The 13,386-nt window shown below is 66.2% G+C and carries 11 protein-coding genes; 9 read left to right on the plus strand and 2 right to left on the minus strand.

What is annotated here, in order from left to right:
- The first annotated feature begins 198 nt into the window (after positions 1-198).
- The 8 genes from CK489_RS11750 to CK489_RS11785 all read left to right on the plus strand — a co-directional run bounded on the left by CK489_RS11750 (position 199) and on the right by CK489_RS11785 (position 8,453).
- Complete coding sequence (locus CK489_RS11750; RefSeq protein WP_095732412.1) at positions 199-1,821, plus strand: ABC transporter substrate-binding protein; 1,623 nt, start codon at positions 199-201, stop codon at positions 1,819-1,821.
- A 7-nt stretch (positions 1,822-1,828) separates the two neighbouring features.
- The gene (locus CK489_RS11755) at positions 1,829-2,842 is read left to right on the plus strand and encodes an ABC transporter permease (protein ID WP_050626897.1); all 1,014 of its coding nucleotides are present in this window, start codon (positions 1,829-1,831) and stop codon (positions 2,840-2,842) included.
- Positions 2,843-2,852: 10 nt separating this feature from the next.
- A complete protein-coding gene (locus tag CK489_RS11760; RefSeq protein ID WP_095732413.1) occupies positions 2,853-3,752 on the plus strand; it encodes an ABC transporter permease in 900 nt (299 codons plus the stop codon).
- A gap of 97 nt (positions 3,753-3,849) precedes the next feature.
- Positions 3,850-5,658 (plus strand): dipeptide ABC transporter ATP-binding protein, encoded by a 1,809-nt coding sequence (locus CK489_RS11765; RefSeq protein WP_095732414.1) that lies wholly within the window; start codon positions 3,850-3,852, stop codon positions 5,656-5,658.
- A 69-nt stretch (positions 5,659-5,727) separates the two neighbouring features.
- A complete protein-coding gene (locus CK489_RS11770; RefSeq protein WP_095732415.1) occupies positions 5,728-5,907 on the plus strand; it encodes a DUF4089 domain-containing protein in 180 nt (59 codons plus the stop codon).
- Between the two features lie 28 nt (positions 5,908-5,935).
- The gene (locus tag CK489_RS11775; protein ID WP_095732416.1) at positions 5,936-7,312 is read left to right on the plus strand and encodes an AtzE family amidohydrolase; all 1,377 of its coding nucleotides are present in this window, start codon (positions 5,936-5,938) and stop codon (positions 7,310-7,312) included.
- A gap of 2 nt (positions 7,313-7,314) precedes the next feature.
- Positions 7,315-7,707 carry an oxalurate catabolism protein HpxZ gene (gene hpxZ, locus CK489_RS11780; protein WP_095732417.1) on the plus strand — a complete coding sequence of 131 codons (393 nt, stop codon included), beginning with the start codon at positions 7,315-7,317 and terminating at the stop codon, positions 7,705-7,707.
- A 17-nt stretch (positions 7,708-7,724) separates the two neighbouring features.
- Complete coding sequence (locus tag CK489_RS11785) at positions 7,725-8,453, plus strand: GntR family transcriptional regulator (RefSeq protein WP_095732418.1); 729 nt, start codon at positions 7,725-7,727, stop codon at positions 8,451-8,453.
- A gap of 155 nt (positions 8,454-8,608) precedes the next feature.
- Here CK489_RS11785 and atzF read toward each other — a convergent pair whose 3' ends face one another.
- Both atzF and CK489_RS11795 read right to left on the minus strand, forming a co-directional pair.
- Positions 8,609-10,396 carry an allophanate hydrolase gene (gene atzF / locus CK489_RS11790; protein ID WP_095732419.1) on the minus strand — a complete coding sequence of 596 codons (1,788 nt, stop codon included), beginning with the start codon at positions 10,394-10,396 and terminating at the stop codon, positions 8,609-8,611.
- A gap of 237 nt (positions 10,397-10,633) precedes the next feature.
- Entirely contained in the window at positions 10,634-11,158 is a 525-nt protein-coding gene (locus tag CK489_RS11795; protein ID WP_095732420.1) for a MarR family winged helix-turn-helix transcriptional regulator, read from the minus strand.
- A 154-nt stretch (positions 11,159-11,312) separates the two neighbouring features.
- Between CK489_RS11795 and CK489_RS11800 the strand changes: the two genes are divergently transcribed.
- Entirely contained in the window at positions 11,313-13,169 is a 1,857-nt protein-coding gene (locus CK489_RS11800) for a feruloyl-CoA synthase (RefSeq protein WP_095732421.1), read from the plus strand.
- The last annotated feature ends 217 nt before the right edge of the window (positions 13,170-13,386 follow it).

Consider the following 13,386-nt stretch of genomic DNA (forward strand, 5'->3'; position numbering starts at 1 on the left):
TTGCTCAATGATTGAGCATTGAACTGTCCTTTGTATGCAATGTCCGACGTGACCGACGACGCCAGATCAAGATACCTGCGGCGGTTTCTTTAATCTTTACAACAGGTTGTCTCGTCATAAGCGTTCGTTAAGGGTTGGCACAATCCTTGCGACCCGAGTTCCAGAGCCATTTCCGAGAAAAGGCATTTGGAGCATCACATGAAGCGTCGCGATTTCCTCAAATCGGTATCCGGACTGGCAGCGGGGGCGCTGGCGCCGACCGCGCCCGCGATCTGGTCGCCGGCCAAGGCCGACGCGCGCTCGGAGACACTGCTGATCGTCTCCGAAGGCGGTCCCAACAATCTCGATATCCACGGCATCGGCACCAACGTGCCCGGCTACGAGGTGTCGTGGAATTGCTACGACCGGCTGATCAGCCACGAGATGAAGAGCGGCCCCGGCGGCGTGCCCTATTACGACCGCGACAAGTTCAAGCCCGAGCTCGCCGAGGACTTCAACATCGGCGACATGTCGGTGACCTTCAAGCTGCGCAAGAACGCCAAATTCCACGACGGCGCGCCGGTCACGGCAAAGGACGTCAAATGGTCGCTCGACCGCGCCGTCAGCGTCGGCGGCTTCCCGACCTTCCAGATGAGCGCGGGCTCGCTGACCAAGCCCGAGCAGTTCGTCGTCGTCGATGATTACACGGTGCGCGTCGACTTCCTCAGGAAGGACAAGCTCACGATCCCCGATCTCGCTGTGATCGTGCCCTGCGTCGTCAACTCCGAACTGGTCAAGAAGAACGCCAGTGAGAAGGACCCGTGGGGTCTCGAATTCACCAAGCAGCAGACCGCGGGCTCCGGCGCTTACAAGGTGACCAAATGGACCGCCGGCACCGAGGTCGTCATGGAGCGCAACGACGACTGGGTCTCGGGTCCCCTGCCGAAGATCAAGCGCGTGATCTGGCGCATGGTGCCGCAGGCCGGCAACCGCCGCGCGCTGCTCGAGCGCGGTGATGCCGATATCTCCTATGAGCTGCCGTTCAAGGATTTCCAGGAGATGAAGGCCAACGGCAAGCTCAACGTGGTCTCGCTGCCGTTCTCCAACGGCATCCAGTATATCGGCATGAACGTCACCAAGCCGCCGTTCGACAATCCCAAGGTGCGGCAGGCGATGGCCTATGCGATGCCTTACCAAAAAATCATGGATGCGGTGCTGTTCGGCCTCGCCAACCCGATGTTCGGCGCGGCCAAGGACAAGCCGACCGAGGTCGCCTGGCCGCAGCCGACCAAGTATTTCACCGACATGGAGAAGGCCAAGGCGCTGCTCGCCGAAGCCGGCTACGCCAACGGCTTCGAGACCACGATCTCGTTCGACCTGAACTTCGCCGGGGTCAACGAGCCGCTCTGCGTGCTGGTGCAGGAGAGCCTCGCGCAGCTCGGCATCAAGACCACGATCAACAAGGTGCCCGGCGCCAACTGGCGCACCGAGCTCACCAAGAAGGAGATGCCCCTGTTCACCAACGTGTTCTCGGGCTGGCTCGATTACCCCGAGTACTTCTTCTATTGGTGCTATCACGGCAACAATTCGATCTTCAACACGATGAGCTACAAGTCGCCGGAGATGGACAAGCTCATCGACGGCGCGCGCATCGCAGCCGCCAACGGCGACACCGCGGCTTACGACGCCGATGTGAAGGGCTTCGTCGATCTCGCCTTCGCCGACATCCCGCGCATCCCGCTCTATCAGCCCTTCGTCAACGTCGCGATGCAGAAGAACATCTCCGGCTACGAGTACTGGTTCCACCGCCGGCTGGATTATCGCGCAATGGCGAAGGGGTGAGGCGCTCATGCTGTCTCTGATCGGCAAGCGGCTCTTGTTCGCGATCCCGTCGCTGATCGGCGTCGTGATCGTGACGTTCCTCTTGACGCGTGCGCTGCCGGGCGATCCCGCGGCGTATTTCGCAGGCCCTGCGGCCACGAAGGAGGCGGTCGACCAGATCAGGAAGAAGCTCGGCTTCGACAAGCCGCTGATCGAGCAGTTCGTTCGCTACACCGGTGATCTCGCCCATGGCGATCTCGGCACCTCGCTGACCACGGGCCAGCCGGTTGCCGCCGAGTTGCGCAATCGCTTGCCGGCGTCGGCCGAGCTCACTCTGCTCGGCCTCGTCGTCTCGATCGTGATCGCGATTCCGCTCGGCGTGCTGGCGGCAACGCGGCCGGGCTCCTGGATCGATCATCTCTGTCGCGTCACCACGACAGCGGGCGTGTCGCTGCCGGTGTTCTTCACCGGGCTCGTGCTGGTTTATGTGTTCTATTTCCGGCTCGGCTGGGCGCCGGCACCGCTCGGCCGGCTCGACGTGTTCTATAGCGCGCCGCCGACCGTGACCGGCTTCTATCTGATCGATACGCTGATCGCGCGCGACTTCGAGGCGTTCCGCTCGGCGCTCAGCCAATTGATCCTGCCGGCGGTGACGCTCGCGATCTTCTCGCTGGCGCCGATCGCGCGCATGACGCGCGCCTCGATGCTGGCGGTGCTGGCGTCCGATTTCGTCCGCACCGCGCGCGCCAGCGGCCTGTCGCCCGGCAAGGTGATCGTGACCTACGCGTTCCGCAACGCGATGCTGCCGGTCATCACCACGCTCAGCATGGTGTTCTCCTTCCTGCTCGGAGCCAACGTGCTGGTCGAAAAGGTGTTCGCCTGGCCCGGCATCGGCTCCTATGCGGTGGAAGCGCTGATCGCATCCGACTTCGCGCCGGTGCAGGGCTTCGTGCTGACGATGGCGGTCATGTACGTGCTGCTCAATCTGTTGATCGACATCCTCTACGGCGTGATCGATCCGCGCGTCCGGCTGGAAGGTTAGGGAGGGGCGTATGAGCAGCGTTGCACCGACCATCGAACCCGCAGGCCCCGCCCGCACCTCCGGGCTTGCCGCCGTCTTCGAGCAGACCCGCTATGTGCTGAGCGAGAACAAGGTCACCGGCTTTGCCTTCGCGCTCTTGGTCCTGATCCTGTTCGCCGCGCTGTTCGGTCCGTACGTGGTGCCTTACGACCCGCTCGCGTCCGACACCGCGGCGGCACTGAAGCCGCCGTCCGCCGCGCACTGGTTCGGCACCGATCAGCTCGGCCGCGACATCTTCAGCCGCGTCATCGTCGCAACCCGACTCGACACCTTCATCGCGGTCGCTTCCGTCGTGCTGGTGTTCCTGATGGGCGGGCTCGCCGGTATCGCCGCCGGCTATTTCGGCGGATGGACCGATCGCATCGTCGGCCGCATCGCCGATACCATCATGGCATTCCCGCTGTTCGTGCTGGCGATGGGCATCGTCGCGGCGCTCGGCAACACGGTGCAGAACATCATCATCGCGACCGCGATCGTGAACTTCCCGCTCTATGCCCGCGTCGCGCGCGCGGAAGCCAATGTCCGCCGCAATGCCGGCTTCGTGCAGGCGGCGCGGCTGTCCGGCAATGGCGAATACCGCATCCTGCTCGGGCACATCCTGCCGAACATCATGCCGATCATGATCGTGCAGATGTCGCTGACCATGGGCTATGCGATCCTCAATGCCGCGGGCCTGTCCTTCATCGGCCTCGGCGTCCGGCCGCCGACCGCGGAGTGGGGCATCATGGTCGCCGAGGGCGCCGGCTTCATGGTGTCGGGCGAATGGTGGATCGCGCTATTCCCCGGCCTTGCGCTGATGATCGCGGTGTTCTGCTTCAACCTGCTCGGGGACGGCCTGCGCGACATCGTCGACCCGCAGCGGAGGACGTGATGACGGTCTTGGTGAGGTGTCAGGATACCGTTCTGTTCCTTTGCATGGGGTTGTTTTGCGGATTTTCGCATGACGCCTCGCTTGAGGGGAGGCGCGCATGACCGCGCAGCCGCTGCTTGACGTCCAGGACCTCACCGTCGAGTTCACCACCCGCCGCGGCATCGTCAAGGCGGTGCAGCACGTCAACATCTCCGTGGCCAAGGGCGAGACCGTCGGCATCGTCGGCGAGTCCGGCTCCGGCAAGTCGGTGACATCTTATGCGGTGATGCGGATCCTCGATCGCGCTGGCCGCATCGCCGAAGGTTCGGTGATGTTCTCCGGCATCGACGTCAAGGCGGCGACCGAGAGCCAGATGCGCGATCTGCGCGGCCGCGAAGTCTCGATGATCTTCCAGAATCCGCGCGCCGCGCTCAATCCGATCCGCAAGGTCGGACACCAGATCGAGGACGTACTGCGCCAGCATGTCCAGCAGGCACAGGTCACCGACCGCGGCGAGACCGCGATCGAGGCGCTGGAGCAGGTCAAGATCGCGCGGCCGCGCGAGCGCTATCACGCCTATCCGTTCGAGTTGTCAGGCGGCATGTGCCAGCGCGTCGTCATCGCGCTCGCGCTGGCCTGCAACCCGCAGCTCCTGATCGCCGACGAGCCGACCACCGGCCTCGACGTCACCACCCAGAAGACGGTGATGGATCTGATCGTCGAGCTGACGAGGCGCCGCTCGATGTCGACGATCCTGATCACGCACGATCTCGGCCTCGCCGCCGCCTATTGCGACCGCGTCGTGGTGATGGAGAAGGGGCGCGTGGTCGAGACCGCCAAATCGGCCGACATCTTCGCCGCGCCCCAGCACGATTATACGAAGAAGCTGATGCGCGCGACGCCGCGGCTCGGTGTGTCGCTGCGGGATCTGCTGCCCGAAGAGGAAGCGACTGCTTTCGCCTCTCCCCGCGTGCGGGGAGAGGCCGTCCCGCGCGGCGGAGCGGGTGAGGGGGACTCTCCAGGCACTGCGCTCGGGGAGAGTCCCCTTCACCCCAACCCTCTCCCCGCAAGCGGGGAGAGGGGGAAGACGCAGCCCCTCCTGTCAGTCGAAAAGCTCGTCAAGGAATACCCCCGCCAGGGCGCGGGCTCGGTGCTGACAAAGCTGTTCGGCCGCAAGCCGCCGGTCGAGGAGGAGGTCTTCCGCGCCGTCGACGGCATCAGCTTCGAGGTCGGCCATGGCGAGAGCGTCGGGCTGGTCGGCGAATCCGGCTGCGGCAAGTCGACGACGTCGATGATGGTGATGCGGCTTTTGGACCAGACCTCCGGCCGCATCATGTTCGACGGCGAGGACATCGGCGGCATCATGCCGCAATCCTTCGCGCGGCTGCCGCGGCGCAGCCAGATCCAGATGGTGTTCCAGGATCCGACCGACAGCCTCAACCCGCGCTTCACCGCGGCGCGCGCGATCGCGGACCCGATCATGCAGCTCGGCAACATCAAGGGGCGCGCCGCGCTGCGCGATCGCTGCGAGGAGCTGGCACGGCTGGTCGGCTTGCCGGTCAATCTGCTGGACCGCTTTCTGCATCAGTTGTCCGGCGGCCAGAAGGCCCGCGTCGGCATCGCGCGCGCGATCGCGCTGCACCCGAAGCTCGTGATCCTCGACGAGCCGACCGCGGCGCTCGATGTGTCGGTGCAGGCCGTCGTGCTCAACCTGCTGCAGGACCTCAAGCAGTCGATGGGCATGAGCTATCTGTTCGTGTCGCACGATCTCAACGTGGTGCGCCTTTTGTGCGATCGCGTCATCGTGATGCGGGCCGGCCGCATCGTCGAGCACGGCACGTCCGAAGCCGTCTTGGGCAATCCGCAGGATGCCTATACAAAAGAATTGCTGACGGCGATCCCGCATCCGCCGTTGCCGGTTGCCTGACGCATGATCCGGAAAAGTGGGAACCGGTTTTCCGAATAGATCATGCGCAAAATCGTTACTGGGAGCGAAATGGCCGATCATCTCGACGACTACGTGAATGCCGCCGCCCGCGCGCTGGCGCTGCCGCTGGAAGACGCCTGGCGTCCGGCGGTGCGCGCCAATCTCGAGGTCGCGCTGCGGCTGGCGAAACTGGTCGATGACTTCCCGCTGCCCGATGACGCCGCGTCGGCGGCGATCTATTCGGTCTGAGATCGCGATGTCCGAAACTCCCGCGTCCATGTCAGCCGCCGCAATCGCACAGGCCGTCTCAAGCCGCAAGATCACGGCCGTTGCCGCGACCGAGGTGGCGCTCGCGCGCATCGCCGCGCACGACAAGGTCCTCAACGCCTTTACCGATGTGACCGCCGATCGCGCGCGCGCCAAGGCGCGTGCGATCGATGCGGAGATCGCAGCCGGAAAATCCGTCGGCCCGCTGGCCGGCGTGCCGTTCGCGGTGAAGAACCTGTTCGATGTAGCGGGGCTCTCGACCCGCGCCGGCTCCAAGATCAATCGCGACCTGCCGGCTTCGCCGCGCGACGCGACGCTGATCGAGCGGATGGAAGCGGCAGGCGCCGTGCTGGTCGGCGCGCTCAACATGGGCGAGTACGCCTACGACTTCACCGGCGAGAACGTGCATGACGGTCCATCGCGCAATCCGCACGATCCGGCGCGGATGGCCGGCGGCTCCTCGGGCGGCTCCGGCAGTGCCGTCGGCGGCGCGCTGGTGCCGATCGCGCTCGGCTCCGATACCAACGGGTCGATCCGGGTGCCGTCGTCATTCTGCGGCATCTTCGGGCTGAAGCCGACCTACGGCCGGCTGTCGCGCGCGCGCTCCTTTCCGTTCGTCGCCAGCCTCGATCATCTCGGGCCGTTTGCGCGCAACGTGACGGATCTCGCGCTCGCATACGACGTCATGCAGGGGCCCGACACCGAGGATCCCGCCTGCGTCGCGCGACCGGTCGAGCCCACGATGCCGTTGCTTGTCGAAGGGATCGGCGGGCTGCGGGTGGCGATCGCCGGCGGCTATTTCCAGCAGAATTTGTTACCGGAGGCGGTCGAAGCGGTCGCGCGCGTCGCAAAGGCGCTCGGCGCGACGCAGGTTGTGGAGCTCCCGGAAGCCGCGCGCGCCCGTGCCGCCGCCTTCATCATCACCACGACCGAGGGCGCCGCGCTGCACCTCGATCGGCTGCGCACGCGTGCCGGCGATTTCGATCCGGCGGTGCGCGATCGCCTGTTCTCGGGCGCGATGATCCCGGCGGTCCATGTCGACAAGGCGCAGAAGTTTCGCCGCTGGTTCCGCGACAGGGTGCTGGAGCTGTTCCAGTCGGTCGACGTAATCCTGGCGCCGGCAACCCCGTGCGCGGCGCCGAAGATCGGTCAGGCCAATTTCACGCTCGATGGGGTCGAGCTTCCGGTGCGTCCCAATATCGGGATCCATACCCAGCCGATCTCCTTCATTGGCCTGCCGGTGGCCGCCGTGCCGGTGCCGCTTGAACCGATGCCGATCGGCGTTCAGATTATTGCCGCGCCCTGGCGCGAGGACATCGCGCTGCGGGTTGCCTACGCGTTGGAACAGATGGGCGTTGCGAACGCGCCTGCGCCGAGAGGACTCTAACTATGGACATCGATCTTCCCGACGTGGTCGCCGAGGTCGCCGCGCAGTTCCAGCGCTATGAGAAGGCGCTGGTCTCGAACGACGTCGCGGTGCTCGACGAGCTGTTCCGCAACGACAGCCGCACGCTGCGCTACGGCATCGGCGAGAACCTTTACGGCTACGGCGAGATCGCGGCGTTCCGCGCCGGGCGGCCGGCGGCCGGGCTGATGCGCAGGATCGACCGCACCGTGATCACGACCTATGGCCGCGACACCGCGATCGCCTCGACGCTGTTCTATCGGGACAGCGCGCCGGGTAGGGTGGGACGGCAGATGCAGACGTGGATTCGCTTCCCCGAGGGCTGGAGAATCGTCGCGGCCCATGTCAGCGTTATCGACGAGCCCAAGGGCGTTTGAACACGAGCGCTTGAACCATGAGCCTGGACGATCTTCCGACCCGTGCGCCGCAGCCGACCGAACCCGAGCCGGTGCCGCGCGTCGATCGCCCGTCATCGCTGGTCGAAAAGATCACGCGCGCCGAAGAGCTGCGCCTGCAACTCGCCGATGAGATCGTGCGCGGCACGCTGCCGCCGGGTGCCGGTCTCGACGAGACTGATCTTGCGCGCCGCTTCAACGTCTCGCGCACGCCGGTGCGCGAGGCGCTGCGGCAGCTTGCCGCCAGCGGCCTGATCGACGCCCGCGCCCATCGCGGCGCGGTGGTGGCGCGGCCCTCGCTCGAAAGATTGACCGGCATGTTCGAGGCGATGGCCGAGCTGGAGGCGATGTGCGCCGGCCTTGCCGCCGAACGGATGACGCCGGCCGAGCGCCATGCGCTGGAGGCGGTCCACGAGGAGCTGCGGGTGTTGAGCTACACCGGCAATCCCGAGCGCTTCCACGAGGTCAATGAGCGCTTCCACAATGCGATCTATGCCGGCTCGCAGAACGCCTATATCGCCGAGATCACGCTGGCGACGCGGGTGCGCGTGCAGCCGTTCCGCCGAGCCCAGTTCCGCAACCTCGGGCGGCTGGCAAAATCCCACGCCGAGCACGACCGCGTCGTGGTCGCGATCATGCGCGGCGACAAGCCGGGCGCTGCGGCCGCGATGCGCGCCCATATCGAGCAGGTGCGCGGGGAGTACGAGACCTACGCGGTGTCGGTGTAGGGCTCGCGCAGCTCTCGTCGTTCCGGGGCGCGCGAAGTGCAAGCCGGAATCCATTCGTCCGCATTGATGGTCTCTGCTTCGTCGGTGAAACCAACACCGTGGCGAAATGGATTCCGGGCTCGCGCGGCGCGCGCCCCGGAATAACAGGATGGGGGCTACGCCTTCGCCTTCTCCGCCATGAACGCCCGCCAGCCGCCATAGGCGGAAATATCTTTCGCGCCGGCGATCGCCGCGGGCTCGACGATGAAGCCCTTGGCCTGCCGTCCGTCGGCGAGTTTGACTGTGCCGATCGACAGCGGCGGCGGGATCGCGGCGACGAATTTTCCGAACGCGGCAGGTGACATCGCCCAGAGCTCCAGCTTGATCGCGTGGCCCGCCCCCGCCTCGATGCGCAGCATGCCGGGCTTCGGCGGCGTGGTGTCGAGCGCGTAGAGCCTGTAGTCAGCTGCGGTGGTGGTCTCCTCCAGCAGGCGCGCGTCGAGCGTCGTCAATTCGTGGTTCAGCGCCATGCCGGAGAGATGCGCGCCGACCACCGCTATGGTGATCTCGTTGGATGTCGCTTGCGCCGGCACTTGAGCGAGTGCGGGCTGCGGCAGCGATTTTGCACCGAGTCCAAGTCCGGTATCGGTATGGAACACGCGGCCGATGTCGGCAAGGGCGGCGTCGCGGCCGGCAGGCGCCAGCAGCGTGACGCCGAACGGCGCGCCGTCCGGCCGCATCGCCGCCGGCAGCGCGAGGCCGCAGAGATCGAGCAGGTTGACGAAATTGGTATAGGTGCCGAGCCGCGAGTTGAGCTCGATCGGGTTGGCCAGCACGTCGGCGGTGGAATAGACCGTCGGGGCGGTCGGCAACACGATCGCGTCGAGTTGCGTGAAAGTGCGCGCGGCAACGCGGCGCAGCGCCTGCAGGCGGTAGAGCGCGGAGAACGTATCGGCCGCAGTCGGACGCGCGCCGCCGATGGTGATCTCGCGGGTCACCGGATGGATCGCCTCCGGCGACGACGCCAGCAGGTCGCGGATCACGAGATAGCGCTCGGCGACCCACGGCCCCTCATAGAGCAGCCGCGCCGTCTCGTAGAACGGCTCGAGATCGAACTCGACGAGGTCGGCTCCAAGCGCCTGCCAGCGTTTCAGTGCCGCGTCATACGCCGTCTCGGCTGCGCGATCGCCGAAGAAGATCAACTGGCCCGACTTGGGAATGCCGAGCTTCAGCCTGGCCGGAAACGCCGCGGCAGCGGCCAGTGGCCGGTCGCGCGAGAACGGATCGGCATCGTCAGGTCCGGCCATCACGGCGAGTGCGGCCAGCGCGTCGTCGACCGTGAGCGAGAACACCGAGATGCAGTCGAGCGTGCGGCAGGCCGGCACCAGCCCGGTATTCGGGATCAGCCCGAGGCTCGGCTTGAGCCCGACGATGTTGTTGAGCATCGCCGGCACCCGGCCGCTGCCCGCGGTATCGGTGCCGAGCGACAGCGGCACCAGTCCCGCGGAGACCGCGACCGCGGAGCCCGAGCTCGATCCACCCGGCACCAGATCATCGCGCACCGGATTTTTGGGAATGCCGTAAGGCGAGCGCACGCCGACCAGGCCGGTGGCGAACTGGTCGAGATTGGTCTTGCCGATGATGATGGCGCCGGCCGCGCGCAGTCTGGCGACCGCCGTGGAATCCTTCGCCGGCGTGTAGGCGAATGCCGGGCAGGCGGCGGTGGTCGGCAGCCCTGCGACGTCGATATTGTCCTTCACTGCAACCGGCACCCCATAGAGCGGCAGCGTCGGATCGGTGAGCCGTGCGGCCTCGGCAATCGCCTCCTGCTCGTCGCGCAGGCTGATGAAGATGGCGGGATCGTTGTGCTCGCGGATGCGCTGGTAGCTGCGCGCCACGGTTTGCACCGGGGTCATGGTCCTGGTGCGGTGTGCGGCGACGATCGCGGCGACAGTTTCAGTCACGTGGTTGGCTCGTCTGTTGAGCGGCGAGGCGTTGGATGCCCTCCGCGAGGGAATTGCAGCCTGATCGAAGCAAGCAACGTGCCATTGTGTACAATTCGCACGCGCCTGCGGCGTGTCGGATTATCACACAATATCAGGTGCTTGAAATGGTCGCCGGACGCCAGTGCCGGCCCGCTTGAAAGAGCGTGTGCCCAAGTTTCAGGCAGCGTTGATCACGCGAAGAATCCCGTCGATCGATCAGGTGAAGCAGGCGAGGATCTGCAACAACTGTTCGCGGTTGCCCTTGCCGATCTTCTCGGCCACATGCCGCTCGTGCTCGGCGGCGAGCCGCTTGAACTGCGCCAGCGCGGTCTTGCCGCGCGCGGTCAAATGCAGCGCGTGGGAGCGGCGGTCGGTGGCGGAGGGGATGCGGCTGACGAAGTCGCGTTCCTCCAGGCTGTCGAGCAGATGCACCAGGCGCGCGCGCTCGATCCCGAGCCGCTTGGCGACCGCCATCTGGCTCAGGCCCGGATTGGCCCCGATCACGGTCATGACCGAGTATTGGGTCGGCCGGATATCGACCGTTGCCAGTGTTTTGATGAAGTCCTCGAAGATCCAGAGCTGGAAGCGCCGCACCGCATAGCCGGCGTGGCCGATCAGCGCGTCGAGGCCGATGTCATCGCCGGCGTCGCTATTGTGCGCCCGGCCATTCGCCGTGCGCGCGCGGCGGATTGCCGCTGCCGTTGCTGCCGCCTTGCGCGACGTCTTTTGCCGGGTTGCCATGACCGCGAGGCTAGCGCGCTCGAGGCGAGAGGGAAAGATTGTTGTTGACGACAACAATTGATGTCCGCAACATTATCGCCAAAGAGCCCGGCCGGGGCGCGGCGCAGCACGTTGTTGCAGCGCGATCCCGACAAGACACGGGCGAGGAGGAACCATGGTGGCCGTCGGCGGTGACAATCCGAGCAGCCTGTTCGCGACGCCTGCCATCGTGGCGGATCGACGTGGCGACGGCAGCATCCTGGTTCGTTCCACCACGCCCTTGCAAGAAGGCGCGCGCTGCGTTGGCGACTGGCTGGAGCACTGGGCAGAGCAGGCGCCGGATCGCATATTCCTCGGCGAGCGCGCCAGCGCCGAGGCGCCCTGGGGCACCGTCAGCTATCGCGATGCGCTCGGCATCGTCCGCCGCGCCGCGTCCTGGATCCTGGCGCGGGGGCTGAGCGCCGAGCGGCCGCTGGTTATCCTCTCCGACAACGGCATCGATCACGCGCTGTTCGCGCTCGCTGCCCAGCATGTCGGCGTGCCCTCGGCCGCGATCTCGCCCGCCTATTCATTGATGTCCCGGGATTTCGACAAGCTGAAGAGCATGATCGAGCTGCTCGATCCCGGTGCGATCTATGTCGCGAGCACAAAGCCGTTCGCCGCGGCGCTTGCCGCGATCAAGCCGCTGCATCGCGCCGTCATCGTCAGCGGCAATCCCGAGGACGCCGACGCGCTGGCATTCCCAGCCATCGCCGCGACGCTGGAGTCGCCGGACGTCGCTAGAGCCTTTGGCGCGGTGACGCCGGACACGATCGCAAAATTCCTGTTCACCTCGGGGTCGACAGGCACGCCGAAAGCCGTGATCAACACCCAGCGCATGCTGACCTCGAGCCAGCAGGCCAAGGCACAGACCTGGACATTCCTGGAGCAGGCCGGCGAAGCGCTGGTCATTCTGGACTGGCTGCCCTGGAGCCACACCTTCGGCGCCAATCACAATTTCAATTTGGTGCTGCGCAATGGCGGCACGCTCTATGTCGATGGCGGCAAGCCGGCGCCAGGCCTGTTTGCGACGTCGCTCGCCAATCTGCGCAGCGTGGTGCCGACGGTCTATTTCAACGTGCCGCGCGGCTTCGACATGCTGATCGCGGCGCTGCGCACCGACGACGAATTGCGCCGCAAATTCTTCGAGGGCACGAAGTTCGCCTTCTACGCCGGCGCGGCACTTCCGCAGAATCTCTGGGATGCGCTGGAGGAATTGTCGCTGCAAACGGTCGGCCGCAAGCTGCCGATGGTGTCAGCCTGGGGCTCGACCGAGACCTCGCCGCTGGCAACCGATTGTCATTTCCTGGCAAAGCGATCCGGCAATATCGGCGTGCCGATATCAGGCACCGAGCTGAAGCTCGTTCCGTCGGGCGACAAGCTCGAGGTCCGGGTGCGCGGGCCGAACGTCACCCCGGGCTACTGGAAGGCGCCCGAGCTGACCGCGCAGGCGTTCGACGACGAGGGCTTCTACAAGATCGGCGACGCCGTCACCTTCGCCGATCCTGACCGGCCGGATCTCGGCCTGTTCTTCGACGGCCGCGTCGCCGAGGACTTCAAGCTCAATTCCGGCACCTGGGTCAGTGTCGGCACCCTGCGCGTCGCCGGCATCGCCGCGCTGGCGCCGCTGGCGCAGGATATCGTCGTCACCGGCCACGGCCGCGATGAGGTGCGCTTCCTGGTGTTCCCGAATCTGGCCGCCTGCCGTTCGCTGGCAGGCCTGCCCGAGACCGCCGACGCGCGCGAGACGATCGGCCATCCTGCGGTCCGTTCCGCGATCGGGCAGGGGCTGGCACGGCTGAAGGCGCAGGGCAGTCATTCCTCCGGCCACGCCACCCGTGCGCTGTTGCTCGCCGAGCCCGCTTCGGTCGACGGCGGCGAGATCACCGACAAGGGCTACATCAACCAGCGCGCCGTGCTGACGCGCCGCGCCGCAGCAGTGGCGGTGCTGGAGGACGACGCGTCGTCCGAGCCGATTGGCTGTGGCGGGTGAGGGCCGATAGAGCGCGCCCAAGTGAGGAAGGCACCAGCGGAAGGGTTCCCTCCCCCCTTGCGGGGGAGGGTTAGGGAGAGGGGTACCGCACGGCACGTGCTATCCGAATTCGTGTCGCGCCGACGCATTTTGCGAGGGCGATGCATGCATCGATCGCCTCGCCCGGGCTTACCCCTCTCCCCACCCCTCCCCCCCGCAGGGGGGAGGGAGCCTGACC

This window comes from Bradyrhizobium sp. UFLA03-84, from assembly GCF_002289535.1.
Taxonomy (GTDB): Bacteria; Pseudomonadota; Alphaproteobacteria; order Rhizobiales; family Xanthobacteraceae; genus Bradyrhizobium; species Bradyrhizobium viridifuturi.